This is a genomic window from Maribacter arcticus (assembly GCF_900167935.1).
Lineage (GTDB): Bacteria > Bacteroidota > Bacteroidia > Flavobacteriales > Flavobacteriaceae > Maribacter > Maribacter arcticus.
Map to the genome: position 1 here is coordinate 78,133 of NZ_FUYL01000012.1, position 21,788 is coordinate 99,920.

Genomic DNA, 21,788 nt, shown 5'->3' on the forward strand with positions numbered 1-21,788 from the left:
AATAAGACAATTACCAATCGGCTTATTATTTGATTAATATGCTCTTATAACGTTCTAGATTTTTTAGTGCTATACCTGTACCACGTACTACTGCGCGCAATGGGTCTTCTGCAATATATACAGGCAAGTCTGTTTTTTGTGATAATCTTCTATCCAGTCCGCGTAACATAGAGCCTCCACCGGCTAAATAAATACCAGTGTTATAAATATCTGCAGCTAATTCTGGAGGTGTCTGTGATAATGTTTCCATTACAGCGTCTTCAACACGTAAAATAGATTTGTCTAAGGCTTTTGCAATTTCCCTGTAAGAGATTTGAACTTGCTTAGGCTTACCAGTTAACAAGTCACGCCCTTGTACCGATTTATCGTCTGGTGGTGACTGTAAATCTTCTGTAGCAGAACCTATTTCAATTTTTATAGCTTCAGCGGTAGTTTCGCCAACATATAGATTGTGTTGTGTACGCATGTAATAAATAATATCATTTGTAAAAACATCACCCGCAATTTTTACTGACTTATCACATACGATACCACCTAAAGCTATAACTGCAATTTCGGTAGTACCACCACCTATATCAACAATCATGTTTCCTTTAGGTTGCATAATATCTAAACCAATACCGATTGCAGCGGCCATAGGCTCGTGAATAAGATACACCTCTTTGCCGTTCACACGCTCCGCTGATTCTTTTACAGCGCGCATTTCAACTTCGGTAATGCCAGAAGGAATACAGATGACCAATCTTAACGCAGGTGGAAACCATTTCTTTTTTAATGCCGGAATGTTTTTAATAAACATCATCAACATTTTTTCAGAAGCATCAAAATCTGCGATTACACCATCTTTTAATGGTCTAATCGTTTTTATATTTTCATGGGTCTTACCTTGCATCATGTTGGCCTCTTTGCCGACTGCAATAATTTTTCCGCTAATTCTATCTCTAGCAACGATGGATGGGCTATCAACAACTACCTTATCATTATGAATTATAAGGGTGTTCGCTGTACCTAAATCTATAGCTATTTCCTCGGTCAAGAAATCAAAAAATCCCATATGCGCTGTTTATATTTTAGATAAAAGGGTGTATTTTATCGACAAAAGTAATGAATTTAATGCTTGAAATGACGAGTACCAGTCATCACCATTGAAATTTTATGCTCATTACAGTAATCAATACTTAATTGGTCTTTAATTGAGCCACCTGGCTGAATAACACTAGTGATACCAGCTTTGTCTGCAATTTCTACACAATCTGGAAAAGGGAAGAAAGCATCGCTAGCCATGACTGCACCTTTCAAGTCGAAATTAAATGATTGCGCCTTGTGAATTGCTTGGTTTAATGCATCAACTCTACTTGTCTGACCAGTTCCGCTCGCACAAAGTTGTTTGTTCTTGGCAAGAACAATTGTATTCGATTTTGTGTGCTTGCATAGTTTTGATGCAAATATTAAATCTTCTATTTCTTTTTCGGTAGGCTTAGTAATTGTTGCATTAATAAGGTCGGCAATAGTGTCAGTTTTATGGTCCTTTTCTTGAAGAAGCATGCCATTTAAACAAGTTCTTACCAACATTTCTGGCATTTCAACATCATTCTGTATTAGAATAATCCTATTTTTCTTGCCTTTTAGAATCTCTAAAGCCTCAGTATTGTAGCTTGGCGCGATGACTACTTCACAGAAAAGTTTATGAATTTCTTCTGCAGTAGCTTTGTCTATTTCTTTATTGCTAATTAGAACACCTCCAAATGCTGAAACCGGGTCGCCAGCTAAAGCATCTACATATGCTTGGTGCAAGGTGTCTCTTTGTGAAAGACCGCAAGCATTGTTATGTTTAAGTATAGCGAAAGTTGGTGCGTCGTTTTTAAATTCTAACATTAGGTTTACTGCTGCATCAACATCTAATAGATTGTTGTACGACAATTCCTTTCCATGTAATTTGGAGAACATTGCATCAAAATCTCCAAAAAAGAATCCTTTTTGATGTGGATTTTCACCATAACGTAAAACCTTTCCGTTAGTCTCGCTTACTTTAAGGGCAGCTATGTCGTGGTTTTGGTTAAAGTAATTGAATATTGCTGTGTCATAATGAGAGGATACATTGAAAGATTTAGCTGCAAAACGTTTTCTGTCTTCTAAACTGATATTTCCATTATTTTCTGATACAACAGAAAGAAAGTCAGCATAATCTTCCATTGAAGATACACAGGTTACATCTTTAAAATTTTTAGCTGCTGCGCGAATCAATGAAATTCCACCTATATCAATTTTTTCAATGATATCTTGTTCTGAAGCACCACTTGCAACAGTTTTTTCGAATGGGTACAAATCTACTATTACGATATCTATTTGGGGGATTTCAAATTCAGCTAGTTGAGCAACATCACTTTCATTGTCTTGTCTATTTAAAATGCCGCCGAATACTTTTGGGTGTAAGGTCTTAACTCTGCCACCTAGTATGGAGGGGTAGCTGGTTACATCTTCAACAGGAACAACATCGATTCCTAAATCTTTAATAAATTTTTCTGTTCCTCCGGTAGAATAAATTGTAATACCTAGTTCTTGAAATTTCTTAACTATCGGTTCTAGGCCATCTTTATGGAAAACTGAGATTAAGGCTGAAGACGCTTTTTTTACACTGCTCATTATAGGATGCTTATAAGTTTTTAATAAGCAAACAAAAGTAGATTTTTTGCAGTTAAGAATCGCCTCAGGTTATCAACAAATAGCTTAAAGTTTTAAAGAATTTTGGCTACTTCAAAATTTACGAATTCCAAAAAAGTCTCATCTGCTTTAGTAAATGGGTCTGGAGTGTTGGAGTCTATGTCTATTTGACCAATATTTTCACCATTAAAAAAAAGGGGAACTACAATTTCTGCTTTTACCGTAATGCTGCAGGCAATGTAATTATCCTGTGCTTGTACATCGGGTACTACAAAGTTTTGATTGCTTTCTGCTACTTGACCGCATATTCCTTTTCCAAATGGAATTATAGTATGGTCAGTAGGCGTCCCGGCATAAGGACCCAGTTTCAATTCACGTTTGTCGCCATTTTTAAAATAAAACCCAACCCAATCATAATGCGGAATTTCAGCTTTAAGTAATTCACAGATTTCCTGCATTTTAGTATCTGCGGTTTTATTAGAATCAATAATAGAACTTACTCTTGGGCGTAATGAGTTGAACATAATTTTTTTTACAAAAATAAGTATTGTTAGTGTTGGTTCGTGCAATCGAAATATTAAAAAAAAACAAAGAGGGATGTCTTTAAGACATCCCTCTTATAAAACAATTTGATTTTTATATTATGGCTAAATCTTCACAGAGAATTTTATATAGTTATCACTAACTAAGGCGAAAGCGCTTAAAGGCATTTCTCATTGTACAGATACGTTGAGTTGTTTTTTATAAAAAGTTGTTTCTTTAAATCAACCTAATATAGGTTAATAGAGGAGGGGGAAATAGCAACTTTCTGGTTATTTTATTGAAAGAACAGCTATCATGCCTTCAAATAAACTATTTGAGCGCTTAACTGCTAAGAAAAAAAGTTTTCAGGTATTTATAGTATTTTAAGTGAGGTTTTTTATAATTCTGAACATAACACCATAACAGAAGTAAAGAGTTTTAAATACGGTCATAGTCTTGATAAGTATTCTTCAAAATTTTAATGATAATTACTAAAACAAAAACTCCCCAAATAAATGAGGAGTTTTATAAATTGATTTATTGTTAATTAACTAAAAAGCTTTAACAGCAAGCACGTTGACTTCGCTGCCCTTACTTTGCAAGTAAATCTTACCATCGTAAAAACCCTGCATCCAGGCCATATCGTTTTCGAAAGTTCCAATATCCTTGCTCTCCGTAGAACTCCAATAGTAATTTTGAAATGCAAATCCCTGGGCTTCCAAAATCGCTTTGTTTTCATATATTTCATTCAGCTCTTTTGCACTGGGTAAAAACCAATCAGATCCTAAAGAACGAGCCGATAAGGCTGCTGGTGCGTCAGTACAATCTAATAATATGGCGTTGGTATTACTCACACCATCTCCTATTTCAGCACCTAAACCAGAAGGCGGGCTAGATGTTACATTTGGTACATCTGGTAAATCTGTAAATCTACATCCCCATGTAACTCTTGGCAAGTCTTCCAAGGCACATACCAAGCCTGTGTCAAGAACACCATCTCCATCTAAATCTGTAGGAGCAGGAGCAATATAAATCACGATGCCACCTTCTAGTAAGTCACCAATTTGAGGTCCACAGTCTTCATCAACATTACCGTCACAGTTATCATCAAAACTGTTACCACATATTTCTGTTGCTCCTGGGTTTACGTTTGGATTGGCATCATCGCAATCAGTTTCAGAGCATGGGTTATCAATGTTATAAAAACCATCGCCATCTGCATCTACCAGTGTGCTTTGGTCAAAAGCTATAGCATCATCGCAATCAGTTTCAGAGAATGGATTATCAATGTTATAAAAACCATCGCCATCTGCATCTACCAGTGTGTTTTGGTCAAAAGCTATAGTATCGTCAAAGTCTGTTGCAGAGCATGGGTTATCAATATGATAAAAACCATCACCATCCAAATCTACGGCATCACCATGATTAATGTGTACCTTTAAAGAGGCTTGGGCGACATTTATAATATTTCCTTTGTGGCAAACAGTTACCTTAATACCACCCTTTGCTGATAAGTCTTGGTTTTTAACAGCTTCGTCAGCAAGAACTTCTTGTTCAGCAACAACGCCTTCATTTGAACAGGATGTAAGTATTAATATTCCTGCAAACAATAAAATAATTTTTTTCATTGGATTGAATTTTATATAAAGTTATTTTTTATCAATCCAATTTATGGGTAAGGAGAGAAATAGCAATTTTTAGTTTAGGCAGCAAAAAAAACTCTTTTTTTTGGTGGTGGGTGTAGGTTATGGACAAAAAGCATTTTAAAGCGTTAAAATGTATTTTACAATAAAGTTTTAAATAGTTTCAATACGGTATAAAATATTTGAATTCATATGGGGTAATATTCTTATAATTGGCATAATTACAGGTGCTGTTTTAGGACTATTAGCAATTGTAAAATTTATAGAATATAGAGACGCGAAAAAGGATTAAAAAAAACTTTTTTTTTAATATTGTTGACTAAAAAACAACTGAAAAATCGTTTGTGTAATATACATTCTACGTTGTGTAGTTGCGTCTGATGTGAATATAATTCTACCAGAAACTGTAGTGCCAACTTCGCCATTAGCAGAAGCTGTTGATTCGTTGCCTGATGGGTTAGCTTCATTAAATATTAATGGGGTCACTTCTACTGGTTCTTCAGGATTTTCGTTGTCACCGTTTGTATTATCTGGTAAGAGTGTGTCAAAAACTGACCCTTTTGTTGAACTACAGCTACCAACAAAGAAGGCCATAGTACATATTAGAAATGCATATTTTAAACTTGATTTAAATTTTTTAGTTATAATTTTTTAATTGAGTATAATGGTTAAAAGTCGTTTGTAAATCATCTATTTTTTTAAACGAGATAGTTTTAAAAATACGATATGGATTAATATTTCGTTAAAGAAATAATCAATCTAATTATACATATCAATTAGTTCGTAGATTTGTCATGATGAAAGATTTGCTACATAAATTATTTTCAGTTTCAATGGCGTTGCTATTGTTGTTGTCTACTATTTCGTGGACGGTTGAAAAGCATTTGTGTATGGGCCGGGTTATGGATATGGCTCTGTTTAACCAGGCAGATGATTGTGGTATGGAAGCTGGTTTGGCTTTATTGGGTGATACATCCATAGATAATAAGCACTGCTGCGATAATGAAGCGTTTACCATGCAAGGTCAAGACACTCTAAATCTTGATATTTCTCATTTTGATTTCTCTCAACAAGTATTCTTAATTTCCTTTACCTACTCTTATTTGGGCTTGTTTTTGGAGACTACAGATAAGAATATTGTTTTGGATTCTTATCCACCGCCTATATTGGCAAAAGATTTGAATATACTTCATCAAGTTTTCTTGATTTAAACCAAGAAGATGGGCTCCTTAAAGTCAAAATTCTTTTAAACCTTGTGTTGATTTAATTCGTCAACTAATGTTTGTACAAAGAAACTATTTCCACAAACTTATAATGCTTCTAGAATTGCCATATTTCAAGATGGCGAAGTATTAATATTTTGAATAGTAATTTAAAATTAACCTTCATTTTAAAAAGAAGAATTGTTAAAGGTATGCTCAGAATTTACTTGTCATTGATATAGTACATTGTCGGTATTACTGTTGCAAGTTAAGTTTTGCTTCTTGTAATTTTGGCATTGGCTAAGAGTTTCAGCTCAGTATCTGTCATAGGTAACACATTCGGCTACGTGCGGCATAAATTGATTATCCAATAGGAATATAAAATACAATGAATAAATATATAAAAGTCTTAATACTAACCATATTGCCTTGGTTTGGATTTTCACAAGAAAAAGTAGAAGGCATAGTTTTAGATTCAGAAGGGTCTAAAGCATTGAGTCTGTCAGGAGCAAATGTCTATTGGCAAGATTCCCAAATAGGAGTAGTGACCGATTTCAATGGTAAATTTTCAATCCCCTTTAAAAAGGAATTTAATAGATTAATTGTTAGTTATGTGGGTTTTGTGTCAGATACATTAACCATAAATGAACCTAGAACTATTCGTCTTAGTTTAAAACCTTCGAACGAGTTAGATGAGGTCGTAGTACAACAGAAAAGAGATGCCATACAGAAAACGTATTTCAGTCCGCAAAATGTAATAACGGTCAATAGCGCAGAACTACTGAAAGCGGCATGTTGCAATTTGGCAGAAAGCTTTGAAACAAATCCTGCGATAGATGTAAATCTATCCGATGGTTTAACCGGTACCAAGCAAATTCAAATGCTGGGGTTGACAAGTCCGTATTTATTGATTACTCAAGAAAATATTCCAATGGTTCGCGGTGCATCGCAAGCCTATGGATTGACTTTTACTCCGGGTACATGGATAGAGAGTATTCAAATTACTAAAGGAGCTGGTAGTGTGGTCAACGGATATGAAAGTATATCGGGTCAGATAAATACTGAATTGGTGAAGCCATTAACGGACAATGCTGTTTTTGTAAATGGGTATGCTAATGAAAATGGGCGTTATGAAATGAATACTCATTTTAATAGAAAGCTTTCGGATAAGTTGAGTTCCGGACTTTATATTCACGGAAATATGCGTGCTCAGAAAGAGGATAATAATGAAGACGGATTTTTAGATGCACCATTAGGTAATCAAATAAATGTGATGAACCGTTGGCAGTATCAAGATGCTGAAAAAGGATGGGTCAGTTTTTTAAATGTTCGATTTTTGAATGATGAAAAACAAGTAGGGCAAGTAGATTTTGAGCCTGCAACAGATAAGTTGACAAATAACTCATGGGGTAGCGAAATTAATACACGCCGTTTTGATACATCATTAAAACTAGGCTATGTTTTTCCAGAACTTCCATTTCAGAGTTTTGGATTTCAAACCGCTTATAGTTTACATAAGCAAGATTCCTATTTTGGGTTTAGAACATATGATATCAATCACGAAAGTATTTTTACTAGCCTGCTTTTTAATTCTATAATTGGAGATACAAGAAACAAGTTTAAAACCGGAATTTCTTTTGCATATGACGGTTATGATGAGGTAGTGACGGCTACAGATTATTCTCGAGAAGATTCTTCGGTCGGTGCTTTTGTAGAGTATAGTTATGAGAATTTAGAAAAAGTTAGCTTAACTGCAGGTCTTCGAGTGGATAACCATAATCGATTAGGAACTTTTGTGACGCCAAGGTTTCATATCCGTTATACGCCCTGGGAGAAAGGTAGTTTGCGTGGTTCGTTTGGTAGAGGAAAGAGAGCAGCGAATATATTTGCTGAAAATCAACAGCTTTTTGCCTCCGCTAGAGAAATTAATGTTTTAAATTCAGGTGGTAGTGTTTATGGTTTAGAACCCGAGGATGCTTGGAACTACGGAGTAAGTTTTTTACAGGGGTTTAATTTCCTTAACAAAAAGGGAGATGTATCGGTAGATTATTATGTTACAGATTTTAAAAATCAGATTGTAGTTGATTGGGAAAATCCGCAAGAAGTTTCGTTTTATAATTTGGATGGAGATAGTAGTGCTAAAAGTTTTCAGATAGAAATAAATTACGAGCTACTGACTCGCTTAAGTTTTAGAACCGCATATAAATTCTATGATGTTTCGACCGATTATAATAGTGGAAACCTACAAAAGCCATTACAATCGCAGCATCGATTTTTTGTTAATTTAGGGTATGAAACTGAAACTGAAGCTAAAGAAAATGGTTCTCAATGGAAATTTGATTATACATTGCATAGTTTAGGTAAAATGAGATTGCCAGATACCAGCTCTATTTCAACACAATATCAATTAGGCGAGTATTCATCGCCATATAATCTCATGAATGCTCAAATAACAAAAGTGTTTTCTAATACGTTTGAAATGTATGTAGGAGGGGAAAACCTAACTGGAGAACAACAAAATAACCCGGTTTTGGGTGCAGACAATCCTTTTGGTCCTAATTTTGATACTACTATTGTATATGCGCCTATAATGGGAAGAATGTTTTATGGCGGCTTTAGATTTAAAATTTTATAACACGTTTATTTATTATTATGAAAACAACTATTTTGTCAATTGCGATGATGTTAATCACGGTATTAACATATGCTCAAGATAAGAACAAGAAAATGACCTTTGATGTTAATGGTAAATGCGCGATGTGTAAAGAGCGTATAGAGAACGCTGCATTGAATGTGAAAGGAGTGAAATATGCCGTATGGGATATACCATCACACCAATTATCTATTATAATGGATGAACGCAAAACAGATGCCATGAAAATTAAAACTGCTATTGTAGAGGTAGGTCATGACACCAAAGAATTGAAGGCGACAGATGAAGCTTACAATAGCGTACACCCTTGTTGTTTGTATAGAGAGGACAATTCTGATGATGGGGTACATCATAAAATGTAGTCAAGATACCTGTGTTTATTGAGGTTATTTTAGCTGTTGTAAATTGGTCAAAAAGTTTTAGTTAATATTTTGCCAACGTAATTATCACGAATCAAAATCTGAAATACCTTAGCGTAGATTTATCTTAAATTCGATACTCATGGCACAAGCAAAATCAGCAGGGAAACCAGCTGCAAAGCCTTCTCCAGCAAAAGCAGGTAAAAAGGCTGCTCCAAAGGCTGCTCCTAAAAAGAAGTAGTTCGGTACTAGCCTACGGGTAGGCTTACCAATTGGACAAAAAAACCACCTTTTGTAAAAAGAAGGTGGTTTTTTTGTTGGAATAAGTGCATAAAAAAACCGCTCTTGAATTTTCAAGAGCGGTTTTAAATTTGATTGATGTAGCAATCAAATTAATAATTGCCTAACCGTGCTACGGTTTACATCATGCCTGGCATACCGCCACCCATTGGTGGGCCAGTAGGAGAATCTTCTTTAATGTCGGTCAAAGCACATTCGGTAGTTAAGATCATACCTGCAACAGAAGCCGCATTTTCCAATGCTACTCTAGTTACTTTAGCAGGATCAATAATACCGGCTTTGATCATATCAACATATTTTTCTGATTTTGCATCGTAACCAAAATCACCTTTACCTTCAAGGACTTTTGCAATTACTACAGAACCTTCACCACCAGCGTTAGCAACAATAGTTCTTAAAGGTGCTTCGATGGCACGGGCTACGATTTGTAAACCTGTTGCTTCATCTTCGTTCTCAGTTGCTACTTTAGAAAGAACCGATTTAGCTCTTAAAAATGCAACGCCACCACCAGCAACGATACCTTCTTCAACTGCAGCTCTTGTGGCGTGCAAAGCATCATCTACACGATCTTTTTTCTCTTTCATTTCAACCTCAGAAGCTGCACCTACATAAAGTACGGCAACACCACCAGCCAATTTGGCTAAACGCTCTTGAAGTTTTTCTTTATCATAATCAGAAGTAGTTGTCTCGATTTGAGATTTAATCTGATTAACTCTTGTTTTGATATCTTTTGCAACACCACCACCGTTTACTATTGTAGTATTGTCTTTATCGATTTGTACTTTTTCACAAGTACCTAACATATCAAGCGTAGTGTTATCTAAGGAGAACCCTCTTTCTTCAGAAATAACTGTACCACCAGTTAAGATGGCAATATCTTCTAACATTGCTTTTCTGCGGTCACCAAAACCTGGAGCCTTAACAGCAGCAATTTTTAAAGAACCTCTTAATTTGTTTACGACCAAAGTAGCTAATGCTTCACCATCAACATCTTCAGCTATAATTAAAAGAGGTTTCCCTGATTGAGCAACTGGCTCCAATACCGGTAACAAATCTTTCATTGAAGAAATCTTCTTGTCAAACAATAAGATGTATGGATTTTCCAATTGCGCTACCATCTTTTCTGAATCGGTAACAAAATATGGAGAAAGGTAACCTCTGTCAAACTGCATACCTTCTACAACGTCAACGTAGGTATCGGTACCTTTTGCTTCTTCTACAGTGATAACACCTTCTTTTCCAACTTTACCGAAAGCTTGTGCAATCAATTCACCAATTGTTTCGTCGTTGTTAGAAGATATTGAAGCAACTTGCTTAATTTTTTCAGAAGAATCTCCTACTTTTTTAGCTTGTCTTGCGATATCGGCAACAATGGCTTCTACAGCCTTATCGATACCTCTTTTTAAGTCCATTGGGTTTGCACCTGCAGCAACGTTTTTCAAACCTTCTTTAACGATTGCTTGAGCCAAAACGGTTGCAGTAGTTGTACCATCACCTGCCAAATCATTAGTTTTAGAAGCAACTTCTTTAACCATTTGCGCGCCCATGTTTTCTAATGGATCAGCTAATTCTATTTCTTTCGCAACAGTAACACCATCTTTAGTTACCTGTGGAGCACCAAATGATTTGCTAATGATTACGTTTCTACCCTTAGGGCCTAATGTTACTTTTACAGCATTTGCCAATGCATCAACACCTCTTTTAAGGCCGTCTCTTGCATCGATATCAAATCTTATATCTTTTGCCATTTTTAATTTTTGTTTTGATTATTGACCTTGAACTTTTCGCCTTGGTCAAGAAAATTATTAATTTTTTTTCAGTGAATGTGAATTTAGCAAACGGCTAAAGGCCATATGCTAAAGGCTATTTAGATAATAGCAAGAATATCACTTTCTCTCATCATTAAGTAATCTGAACCTTCTAATTTCAATTCAGTTCCTGCATATTTACCGTAAAGAACAGTATCACCAACCTTAACGGTAACTTTGTCATCTTTTGTACCAGGACCTACGGCTACAACTTTGCCTTTTTGTGGTTTCTCTTTCGCAGTATCAGGAATGTAAAGTCCAGACGCAGTTTTAGTTTCAGCTGCCATTGGCTCTATAAGAACTCGATCTGCCAATGGTTTGATATTAACTTTAGCCATAATTATTAATTTTTAAATTGATTTTTAGTTTTGTGGGTATACAAAGGCAGAAATTATGCCATTGCCTATTTCATGACAGATTGGAAACAAAAAATGCCAGCTTGTCATAAGCTGGCATTTGTGTAAATTATGTTGAAATGTTTTATAAACTATCTGAAGGAGTTGCTTCGTTAGTTACAGGAGGTGTAATTTCTTCTGGTAAGGTCTCTGGAACCGTAGTTTCAATGTCATCACCTTGTAATAATTTAGAATCTGCATCTCCAAAATTACCTTTAAGGGCAATGTTAGAAGCTAAGATTAAAACTATTAATAATCCAGCTAAGGTCCATGTGCTCTTATCTAAAAAGTCACCTGTTTTTTTAACTCCGCCTGCAACTTGCGTTCCTCCGCCACCAAAAGAAGAAGAAAGTCCGCCGCCTTTTGGATTTTGTACCATGATCACCAATACTAATAATAAGCAAACGACGATGATAAGTATTAAGAATATTGAAAATGTACTCATTCTTTATTATTTATTATCTTTTTGAATTTTTTCTACTGCCCTAATTCGGTCTGCAAAGAAACTACTTTTTTCCGGATATTTCAAACTTAAAATTTTGAACGCTTGAATGGCCTTTTTATACTGCTTTTGCTCTAAATAAACTCTGGCCAAAGTTTCGGTCATCAATTCGTTTTTATCAATTTTCGAAGTACTCGAAATATCGATACTTGTATTCTTTTCTTCTATAGGTACTATTTTAGGGTTATTGGCTATAAACCTATCGATGCGGTCAAATTTATTCTTTTTAATTGCCTCATCTATGGGAGAGATTATTTTTTTAATTTTTACAACTGCTTTTTTATCTTCAGCTTTTTTAATGATTTTTTCTACTGGTTTATTAGAAGCTAAATTCAACCACTCTGAAAAAGAATATTTTTCTTTGGCATCAAAAATCAATGGTTTGCCAATATCTAATGTTTCTTCCTCTTCAGAAACTTCTGGTTTTTTCGATTGAAAAAGCTTGGGGTCTAAAATATGCTCAGCGTCATTCTTATCTTGTGGTAGCGGCTTGTCTTCAGATTCTACTATTAAAGCAGCTGGCTCCTCCTTTTTTACTTGGGGTAGCGGCTTGTTTTCTGGCTCTTCAATTAATGAAACCGATTCAACTTCTACAACTTCCTCTTTAACTAAAATCGTTGTATCAGTTTTGTCCTTAGAAGAATTATACTGTAAAAAATCTTTTGAGGTGATAAAATCAAAAAGTACATCTCTATCTGTGGTAAAGGCTGCGGTGGTTTTAAGTGCCTTATTGTATTTATAGCTATTTAGATTTTTAAGACCTTTAAGATGCAGGGCTCTAGCCGCTTGAAAATAGGGGTATTCAGCGATAATATCTTCTAGATGTTTAGTATGTATGGGTTCTACCACTTTGGTAGGGTGTTCTAGAAAATATGTAAACTCCTTAACGTTCATTTATTTACCAATCTGCCAATGAGGCGTTGAAAATATCTTGCGTAATTCTTTCGAAAATTATCTCATGAGCTTCACTTTTAATAGAAGCCAACTGAGTGTCTGCAGGATAATCATAAAAGAAAGAAAAACTTTGGTCAAATGCCGCATCTTCCTTTAATCGATTATAAAAACGAACTTTTACGCGCATTGATAACCTGTTTTGGGCAGCAGTTTGATTTGCGGTTGCAGACATTGGTGAGATTTTATATTCCGTTATCTCACCTTCATATAGTAAATCTGGATTGCCAGAGGTTATCAAATCTAAGCTGGTCTGATTCAATATTCTATCTTGTAGTGCTAATGTAAAATCTCTATCAACACCAGGTTCGAATGTTGAACCCGGACTTTGGGTGGCATAATTTTGGAAATAATTTACCTGAAAGGTTTTTGCTTCACCAACATTACCACCGGTAAAATTGTATATGCCACAACTCATAAGCATTATTATAGGTAGTATGAAAAATATTATTTTTTTAACGTATCTCATTGAAATGGAATTCATCTTTAATTAAAGATCGTATTGTTTTATTTTACGGTAAAGCGTTCTTTCAGAAATTCCTAATTCTGAAGCAGCGGCCTTTCTTTTACCACGATTACGCTCAAGTGATTTTTTTATCAATTCCACTTCTTTCTCCTGTAAAGATAGGGTTTCTTCTTCTTGAATTTCTTCGGCAAAATGGTATTTGTCCTCGTAAGAATCTTGAATGGATGATGCTTCTTCCTGTTTGGGTTCTGGTAAATGCAACAGTTTCATTTTAGATTCTTCTTGAGTTTCTTGTTCCATATCAATGTCTTCTTCATCTTCGTTTCCGTAGATTTTACGAATCAGATTTTCATTGTCCTTTTGAACCTTTTGTGAGTCATTGTTCTTCAAAAGCTCCATCGTTAATTTCTTAAGGTCGTTTAGGTCGCCCTTCATATCGAATAACACCTTATAAAGAATCTCTCTCTCATTGCTGAAATCACTTTCAGATTTTGAATTTGATACTACTGCCGGTAAATTACTTGTCGTATTATTTGGTATGTATCCATTAAGCGTTGCTGCGGTTATGGCTCTATTTTCTTCTAGGACAGAAATTTGCTCAGCTATATTTCTTAACTGTCGAATGTTACCAGGCCATCTATATTTTATTAATATAGAGACAGCATTGTCATCTAGTCTTATGGTAGGCATTTTGTATTTCTGACTAAAATCGGAAGCAAATTTTCTAAAAAGCAAATGTATATCCTCTGAACGCTCTCTCAGTGGTGGAATATTAATTTCGACAGTACTTAAACGATAATATAGGTCTTCGCGAAAACGTTCTTTTTTAATCGCCTCGAACATATTTACGTTGGTAGCGGCGACAATACGCACATCTGTTTTTTGAACTTGAGAAGAACCAACTTTTAAAAATTCACCATTTTCTAGAACCCTCAATAGTCGAACTTGTGTGGTTAAGGGTAATTCACCTACCTCATCTAAAAATATAGTACCACCATCAGCAACTTCAAAATAACCGTTTCTGGTTTGGGTAGCTCCAGTAAATGCTCCTTTTTCATGACCAAAAAGCTCACTATCTATGGTGCCTTCAGGTATGGCGCCACAGTTTACGGCAATATATTTAGCATGCTTTCTATGAGATAATGCGTGTATGATTTTGGGAATGGCCTCTTTACCGACTCCACTTTCACCAGTTACCAAAACCGAAATATCGGTAGGGGCAACCTGCATGGCTTTTTCCAAAGCTCGATTAAGTTTTGGATCTTGTCCTATAATTTCAAAACGTTGTTTTATGCTTTGTATGCTTTCCATATCAAATGGGTACTATAAAATTAATTATTGTCTGAATATCCTTGGGCGATACCTTTTAAGGTAGCCGAAGTACAATCGTTTATTTGAACATTTACAAAGTCACCAACTTTATAATTTTCTTTTGGAAATACTACAACCGTGCTTTGAGAGTTTCTTCCCATCCATTCGTTTTCAGATTTTTTAGATGTTCCTTCAATTAAAACCTCTTGAACTTTGCCAACGTGCTTTTCTGTTCTATACTGGCAGTGTTGGCGTTGTAAAGCTATGATTTCTGATAATCGTCTCTTTTTGGTTTTTTCAGGAATATCGTCATCCATCTTTCTTCCGGCCAAGGTGCCTGGTCTTTCAGAATAGGCATACATATAACCAAAATCATACTTCACATATTCCAATGCTTTCAATGTAGAAGTATGGTCTTCTTCAGTCTCTGTTGGAAAACCAGTTATGATATCTTGAGAGATTGAACAATCAGGTAGAATCTGTCTAATATTATCAATAAGTTCAAAATATTCTTCAATGGTATGTAGCCTGTTCATTTCCTTTAAGATGCGATTACTGCCACTTTGTACCGGTAAATGAATATGGTCACAGATATTTTTATGCTTGGCCATAGTTTCAATCACATCTAAGGTCATGTCTTGAGGATTAGATGTTGAAAATCGAATACGCATTTTTGGATACGCCAGTGCAACCGTTTCTAAAAGTTTTGAAAAATTGGTAGCTGTCGCTTTTTGCATTTCAGAAGCATTCTCAAAATTTTTCTTGAGTCCGCCACCATACCATAAATAGCTATCTACATTTTGACCTAATAGTGTAATTTCTTTAAACCCTTTTCTTTCAAGTTCATTTACTTCTTCTAAAATTGACTGTGGGTCTCTACTTCGTTCGCGACCTCTAGTAAATGGTACAACGCAGAAGGTGCACATATTATCGCAACCTCTTGTAATTGAAACAAAAGCGGTAACACCATTAGTGTTTAATCTTACAGGAGCAATATCGCCATACGTTTCATCTTTCGACAAAATAACATTAACGGCATCACGACCAGAATCGACTTCTTTAATTAGGTTGGGCAAATCTTTATAGGCATCTGGCCCTACGACCATATCTACAATTTTTTCCTCGTCCAAAAGTTTGTCTTTCAAGCGTTCTGCCATACAGCCCAATACTCCTACTTTTAAATGAGGCCTAGATTTCTTTACCTTATTATATTCCGTTAGTCGTTTTCGTATCGTCTGCTCAGCTTTGTCTCTAATGGAACATGTGTTTACAAGTATTAAATCGGCATCCTCTAAAGTTTGAGTTGTATTAAAACCTTCGGTTGCTAATATAGATGCAACAATTTCACTATCTGCGAAGTTCATGGCGCAGCCATAACTCTCTATATATAAATTACGTTTGTTAGTTTCTTTTCTTTCAACTGCCAAAGTGGTGCCCTGCACATTTTCGTCTATGGTTTTCTCCATTTTTTGTAATACGTTGCAATAAAATAATTGGTTGGCAAAGATACTACTATAATCAAAAATATGACAAGATGACATGAATTTTTAGGGAATGTTTAGGCTTTACCCGTAAATATTATTTAGTTTTATCTTAAAATATAACCATCCTTAGTTATGAATTTAGAAATCATTACAGAACGTATAAAATCGAATATAGATTTATCTTTTGGAGATATATTCAGTAAATCTTTTGATTTGTTTAAAAAAGTCTGGCTGCAAGGTTTTATAGTATTGTTGCTGACCTTCGTTATTATTCTGCCATTTTATATTATTCTTTATATACCAATGATAGCGGCTGGTATAACAGATTCAGAGGCTATTCGAAATAATGAGTTGCCGCCAATGGTTGCTATTGCAATGGGTATTCTTGCACCAGTAATTGCAATCGGTGTTTCAACTTTTGCTTTGGCCTTAAATGCGGCTTTCTTAAAGATTTGTAGACAAAAAGATATAGGCGAAGAAGCGAGCGATGATTATTTCTATTTTTTTAAAGAAGGGCGTTTAGGAAAGGTTTTTATATTAGCACTGTATACCCTCGGTTTAGCTATACTAGGGCTTCTTGCTTGTGGTGTCGGTCTTATTTATGTAATCGTTCCTCTTTCATTAATACCAGCTTTCTTAGCTTTTTCTAATGAACTTTCGCCATTAGAAATGGTTAAGGCAAGTTTTGCACTTGGAAATAAAAATTGGCTTGTTATTTTCGGATTAGTCTTGGTAACTGGTATTGTTGCTGAATTAGGCTTCCTTTTATGCTGTGTAGGTGTATTATTTACGGCTATGTTAAGTAAAGTTCCTACCTATTATATGTATAAAGATGGTGTGGGTTTTAATGAGATAGAGTAGATTTTATGAACTAGCCTACGCAACTAAAAGTTGTATTTCTCATCTACTAATCACAACCAGTAAATTGAAAAACCATGAGAAAAAATGTTTTTTTGTTGTTGACTATAATAGTATCAACCTTTATTTCTTGTGATGATGATGGGCCGTATGAAGACTATTTGGTAGCGCGACCAATTTTGCAAGACGCTATTTCGTTTAAGGCTGAAGCAGTTGATATTGTTGATCCTACGCCGATTGTTTCATCGGGTAAAATTTATACCTATCAGAATTATATTTTTATAAATGATGTAAATCTGGGTTTTCATGTAATCAACAATCAAAATCCATCTTCGCCTGAAAGTATTGCATTTATTAAGCTTGAGGGGAATTATGATATTTCTATAAAAGACGATAAGTTATTTGCTGATAGTTATGGTGACTTGGTCATTTTTGATATTTCCGATATACATAATATTACACTATCAAATCGAATAGTTAATGCTATATATAATAATGATGTTTGGCTTTCAAATATCGAGTACCCTCAAGCTGATTTTTACGAATATGGTGATATCTATTATGATAAGGATATTGTTGTTGGATGGGAAGTGAAAACAGAGCGAAGGTCGGTTGCTGATTATGAAAAACGATTTGACTGCATGGCGTGTGATTTTGCGTTTAATTCATTAGAAAGCGATAGCGGCTCGCCTCAACCTTCTACCGGTCAGGGTGGTTCTTTGGCTCGTTTTAAAATAATAGGTGATTATTTATATGTGGTAGACTACAGTGATATCAACATTTTTGATATTTCTAATGTTGAGGAGCCAAAAATTTTAGATGATGTTCAAGTAGCTTGGGATATTGAAACCATATACAATCAAGGTGATATTTTATTTATAGGTGGCTCGCAAGGCATGTATATATATGATATTAAGAATCCTGAAAAACCTGAATTCATTTCAGAATTTAGACACGGTACAGCTTGTGATCCTGTGATAGTTGATGGTAGTTATGCTTATGTCACTTTAAAAGGAGGCGGTTTTTGTGGAAATACTGAAAGCGGATTGTATGTGATAGATATTTCTAATTTAAAGAATCCTGAGTTAAAAGTAATTTACCCAATGAATGGGCCAAATGGGTTAGGTATTAAAGATGATACACTTTTCATTTGCGACGGTGAGGCTGGTTTAAAAGTATATGATAAGAGCGATGCCCCTAATATTACTCTAATTAATAATTTCGTGGATATTATTGCATATGATGTAATACCATTGGCATCATCACTTTTAATGATAGGGGACCGAGTCTTATACCAATACGAATATATAGATAATGATATTCGACTCTTGAGTACTTTTGAGTTGTAGAACTATAGGATAATCAATAAAAAAAGGGAAGCTAAAACTAGCTTCCCTTTTTTTATTGATTATTGTTCAGACGATATCATTTTTATATCCTCCAGTTTTACTTTAGAGTTGACAATTTCCGTTTGTTTGTCAATAAGATGGCTAAGATTTTTGAGTTCTACGTTAAGTTCATCGGTGATTTCCTTGAAAAACTGTTTTGCTTGTTGAGTAGGGGCATAATCTCCTCTTTGCGAATCTGCTAAAAGAAAAGCAAGCCTATTATTTATTCGAATACCATAATTAAGGGGATCTTGACTACTTTGATTTTTAGTCATATGAATATTATTTTCAATCACCGAAAGTTCAGTTTCATAATCAGATATTAGCTGCTGTAAAGCACTATTATCTTTAGTTTTATTTTTAAGATACGTTAAGTCTTTTTGAACACTCCTTATTTTGATAATAGCATCATTTGCTTTACTTACTTCGTCACGTACGGCAATTAAAAAATCGAATTGTTCTTGATATTCATTCTGAGTATTGGGCAATCTTGGGTCTTTTACAATGCTAAATTCTTTTTCTTGAAATTCCCCATTAACAGTTAGCTTTAATTTATAGGTGCCTGGCGTTACTTTTGGGCCTTTATTTGGTGAGGAATAAAAAATCATACCTTCAAATGTCTTAAATCCTGGATAACGCATATCCCAAACCAAATTGTTTCCACCAGCTTTTACTTTTAATTGTTTAGGGGCTGTAGGGTCTAATTTGTTTTCTTTAGCACTAGTTGAAAAACGCTGTATTAATGTACCGTCTTTTTGTAAAATATCTAGTTGAACAGAATCGCTTTCTTGATACTTATTTAAAACATAGTTGATGATAACACCGTCAGGATGGTTCTTACCTACCAATTTTGGATCTGGTTCAGACCATCCGCCAGATTGGTGCATTCTATAAGAAATATCTGGTTTATAAAGATAAAAATCACTGTTAGCTACTTCGGACGACAGTTGATGAAGTGGTGTTAGGTCATCAATAATCCAAAAACTTCTTCCATGGGTGGCAACAATTAAATCATTGTCTCTGACATGTAAGTCTCGTATTGCGGTTATTGGTAGGTTTAATTGAAAAGGAGCCCAAGATTTACCATCGTCAAAGGAAATATACATGCCCCATTCTGTGCCTGCATATAAAAGGCCTTCTCTAACTAAATCAGTTCTAATCACCCTTGTGTAATAATTGTCTTTAATACCATTTGTGATTAATGACCAGCTTTCTCCATAATTATCAGTTTTGTATAAATAGGGAGTGTAATCGCCAAATTTATAAGCTGTAGCTGCTACATATACAGTGCCTTTGTGAAATGGGCTCGGGTCTATAGAATTGATCATATTCAATTTAGGAGACATAGAAGTTGGCGGAGTTACATTTGTCCAAGTTGTGCCATTGTCTTTTGTGACATGAATTAAACCATCATCGCTACCTGTCCAGATTACACTTTTTTCCAATACAGATTCTGAAATCACAAAAATATTCGAATAAAATTCTGCTCCTGTATTGTCTTGAGTTATTGGTCCTCCTGATGATTCTATAGTTTCTGGAAGACTTCTGGTTAAATCTGGTGAAATTGTTTTCCAAGACTGGCCTTCATCAGTTGTCATATGAAGAAAATTAGATCCTGCGAATAATTTATTAGAATCGTGTTTGCTGAATGTTACAGGGTAGTTCCAATTGAATCGATATTTCATAATTTCTGCTCCAGAACCTGCAGGGTTATCTGGCCAAACATTTGTTGACCGCGCTTGGCCTGTAGTGTGATCTAATCGGTTCATATAACCTTTATAAGTTCCGCCATATACAATCTGATTATTTTTTGGATCTGGCGCTAAATGTGCACTTTCGCCACCAGCGGTAGGTTCCCAATCTCTTTCTGTAATGGATTCTCCAGAAGATCTGTGAGAAATACGTAAGGCGGTATTGTCTTGTTGCGCTCCATAAATACGATAAGGAAAAATACTGTCTGTTGCTATTCGATAAAATTGGGCAGTAGGTTGATTGTAATAGGTCGTCCAGTTGTTTCCACCGTCATTTGAAATTTGAGCGCCACCGTCATCTGCAATAACCATACGGTTATTGTTGTTGGGGTCTATCCATAGGTCGTGATGGTCGCCATGAGGAGCATTTTTAAGCGTGAATGTTTTACCACCATCTGTAGAGACGCCATAACTAACATTCATAACATAGAGCTTGTCAATGTTTTCGGTATCGGCATAAATACGAGTGTAATACCATGCCCGTTGTCGTAATGCCCTGTTTTCATTTATTTTTTTCCAAGTAACTCCTGCATCATCAGATCTGAAAAGTCCACCATTGTCTGCTTCAATAAGTGCCCATACGCGATTCGAATCTATCGGTGAAATTGTAATACCGACTATACCCCATGGAGAACTAGGTAGTCCGGTTTTTGTAGAAATATCGTTCCATGTATCGCCGCCATCGGTACTTTTAAAAAGTTTACTGTCAGGTCCACCACTATCCATTCGGTATCCGTTTCTTTTCATTTCCCAAGTGGTGGCATAGATAATTCTACTATTGTTGGGGTCTAAAATTAAATCCCCTGCACCAGCCTTATCGCTAACATAAAGTACTTTTTCCCAATTATCGCCACCATCTTTAGAGCGAAATACACCTCTGGTTTCATTCGGCTTCCATAAATTTCCAATAGCAGCTACATATACTAAATCGGGATTATTAGGGTGGATTCGGATTCTTGAAATATGTTCTGAATCTTTGAGACCAATAAATTTCCAGGTTTTTCCTGCATCCATACTTTTCCATAGCCCTTTACCTGAAGAAACGTTACCACGTAATGTTTGCTCACCCTCACCAACATAAATAATATTTGGGTCAGATTCAGAAACTGCAATAGCGCCAATAGAACCACCAAAATAGCCGTCGGAAATACATTGCCAGCTATTGCCTGCGTCTGTAGTTTTCCAAACACCACCACCTGCGGTTCCCATATAATAAAGGTTATTGTTGTTGGTGACACCGGTAACGGTACCTGCACGACCACCTCTAAAAGGTCCGATAGACCTATATTCCATGCCGCTATATAGAGATTCGTCAAAGCTGACGGTGTTTTTTTTGCGTTGTGCGTTTAAATTTTGAAATGGTTGTAAACAAAATAAAGCGGTCAGTATAACTATGTAAAGCTTCTTCATTTTAAAGTAGTTTGAGTTAGTTTCCATAAAAATAGAAATATTTAACATGCTTCGGTTATCGACATGGCTAAACTTTTTTATTTCTATGAAGTTCATGATTTTACAAGGATAGTTAGGCCTATTT

General features: G+C 35.4%; 18 protein-coding genes. 5 read left to right on the forward strand and 13 right to left on the reverse strand.

The window, feature by feature from the left end:
• Positions 1–25: 25 nt before the first annotated feature.
• The 5 genes from B5X55_RS17065 to B5X55_RS17085 form a co-directional block, all read right to left on the reverse strand.
• The gene (locus B5X55_RS17065) at positions 26–1,054 is read right to left on the reverse strand and encodes a rod shape-determining protein (protein WP_079514141.1); all 1,029 of its coding nucleotides are present in this window, start codon (positions 1,052–1,054) and stop codon (positions 26–28) included.
• A gap of 56 nt (positions 1,055–1,110) precedes the next feature.
• Positions 1,111–2,643 (reverse strand): bifunctional phosphoribosylaminoimidazolecarboxamide formyltransferase/IMP cyclohydrolase, encoded by a 1,533-nt coding sequence (gene purH / locus B5X55_RS17070; RefSeq protein ID WP_079514143.1) that lies wholly within the window; start codon positions 2,641–2,643, stop codon positions 1,111–1,113.
• 92 nt (positions 2,644–2,735) lie between these two features.
• Positions 2,736–3,185, reverse strand: a complete 450-nt coding sequence (locus tag B5X55_RS17075; RefSeq protein ID WP_079514145.1) for an XrtF-associated fRMsr-like GAF protein — start codon at positions 3,183–3,185, stop codon at positions 2,736–2,738.
• Positions 3,186–3,734: 549 nt separating this feature from the next.
• Positions 3,735–4,811: a MopE-related protein gene (locus B5X55_RS17080; RefSeq protein ID WP_079514147.1), complete on the reverse strand. Its 1,077-nt coding sequence runs from the start codon at positions 4,809–4,811 to the stop codon at positions 3,735–3,737.
• A 321-nt stretch (positions 4,812–5,132) separates the two neighbouring features.
• Positions 5,133–5,420, reverse strand: coding sequence for a hypothetical protein (locus B5X55_RS17085; RefSeq protein ID WP_079514149.1), 288 nt, complete (start codon positions 5,418–5,420; stop codon positions 5,133–5,135).
• Positions 5,421–5,620: 200 nt separating this feature from the next.
• Between B5X55_RS17085 and B5X55_RS17090 the strand changes: the two genes are divergently transcribed.
• The 3 genes from B5X55_RS17090 to B5X55_RS17100 all read left to right on the forward strand — a co-directional run bounded on the left by B5X55_RS17090 (position 5,621) and on the right by B5X55_RS17100 (position 9,043).
• Positions 5,621–6,037, forward strand: a complete 417-nt coding sequence (locus tag B5X55_RS17090) for an HYC_CC_PP family protein (protein WP_234999779.1) — start codon at positions 5,621–5,623, stop codon at positions 6,035–6,037.
• A gap of 379 nt (positions 6,038–6,416) precedes the next feature.
• A complete protein-coding gene (locus B5X55_RS17095; RefSeq protein ID WP_079514151.1) occupies positions 6,417–8,663 on the forward strand; it encodes a TonB-dependent receptor in 2,247 nt (748 codons plus the stop codon).
• Between the two features lie 17 nt (positions 8,664–8,680).
• Positions 8,681–9,043: a heavy-metal-associated domain-containing protein gene (locus tag B5X55_RS17100; RefSeq protein ID WP_079514153.1), complete on the forward strand. Its 363-nt coding sequence runs from the start codon at positions 8,681–8,683 to the stop codon at positions 9,041–9,043.
• 416 nt (positions 9,044–9,459) lie between these two features.
• On the opposite strand, the gene groL is transcribed toward B5X55_RS17100, so the two are convergent.
• From groL to miaB, 7 genes are all read right to left on the reverse strand, one after another.
• On the reverse strand, positions 9,460–11,088 hold the full coding sequence (gene groL, locus B5X55_RS17110) for a chaperonin GroEL (protein ID WP_079514157.1): 1,629 nt from the start codon (positions 11,086–11,088) through the stop codon (positions 9,460–9,462).
• A gap of 119 nt (positions 11,089–11,207) precedes the next feature.
• Positions 11,208–11,486: a co-chaperone GroES gene (locus B5X55_RS17115; protein WP_079514159.1), complete on the reverse strand. Its 279-nt coding sequence runs from the start codon at positions 11,484–11,486 to the stop codon at positions 11,208–11,210.
• Positions 11,487–11,628: 142 nt separating this feature from the next.
• Positions 11,629–11,988: a preprotein translocase subunit SecG gene (gene secG / locus B5X55_RS17120; RefSeq protein WP_079514161.1), complete on the reverse strand. Its 360-nt coding sequence runs from the start codon at positions 11,986–11,988 to the stop codon at positions 11,629–11,631.
• 6 nt (positions 11,989–11,994) lie between these two features.
• The gene (locus tag B5X55_RS17125; RefSeq protein ID WP_079514163.1) at positions 11,995–12,939 is read right to left on the reverse strand and encodes a DUF8458 domain-containing protein; all 945 of its coding nucleotides are present in this window, start codon (positions 12,937–12,939) and stop codon (positions 11,995–11,997) included.
• A 4-nt stretch (positions 12,940–12,943) separates the two neighbouring features.
• The gene (locus B5X55_RS17130) at positions 12,944–13,420 is read right to left on the reverse strand and encodes an LptE family protein (RefSeq protein WP_394332856.1); all 477 of its coding nucleotides are present in this window, start codon (positions 13,418–13,420) and stop codon (positions 12,944–12,946) included.
• Positions 13,421–13,486: 66 nt separating this feature from the next.
• Positions 13,487–14,773 carry a sigma-54 interaction domain-containing protein gene (locus tag B5X55_RS17135; RefSeq protein ID WP_079514167.1) on the reverse strand — a complete coding sequence of 429 codons (1,287 nt, stop codon included), beginning with the start codon at positions 14,771–14,773 and terminating at the stop codon, positions 13,487–13,489.
• Between the two features lie 20 nt (positions 14,774–14,793).
• Positions 14,794–16,239, reverse strand: a complete 1,446-nt coding sequence (gene miaB, locus B5X55_RS17140) for a tRNA (N6-isopentenyl adenosine(37)-C2)-methylthiotransferase MiaB (RefSeq protein ID WP_079514169.1) — start codon at positions 16,237–16,239, stop codon at positions 14,794–14,796.
• A 150-nt stretch (positions 16,240–16,389) separates the two neighbouring features.
• Here miaB and B5X55_RS17145 point away from each other — a divergent pair, with 150 nt between their 5' ends.
• The gene (locus B5X55_RS17145) at positions 16,390–17,118 is read left to right on the forward strand and encodes a hypothetical protein (RefSeq protein ID WP_079514171.1); all 729 of its coding nucleotides are present in this window, start codon (positions 16,390–16,392) and stop codon (positions 17,116–17,118) included.
• Between the two features lie 74 nt (positions 17,119–17,192).
• Positions 17,193–18,464: an LVIVD repeat-containing protein gene (locus B5X55_RS17150; protein WP_079514173.1), complete on the forward strand. Its 1,272-nt coding sequence runs from the start codon at positions 17,193–17,195 to the stop codon at positions 18,462–18,464.
• Positions 18,465–18,523: 59 nt separating this feature from the next.
• Here B5X55_RS17150 and B5X55_RS17155 read toward each other — a convergent pair whose 3' ends face one another.
• A complete protein-coding gene (locus B5X55_RS17155; protein ID WP_079514251.1) occupies positions 18,524–21,664 on the reverse strand; it encodes a WD40/YVTN/BNR-like repeat-containing protein in 3,141 nt (1,046 codons plus the stop codon).
• Positions 21,665–21,788 lie beyond the last annotated feature (124 nt).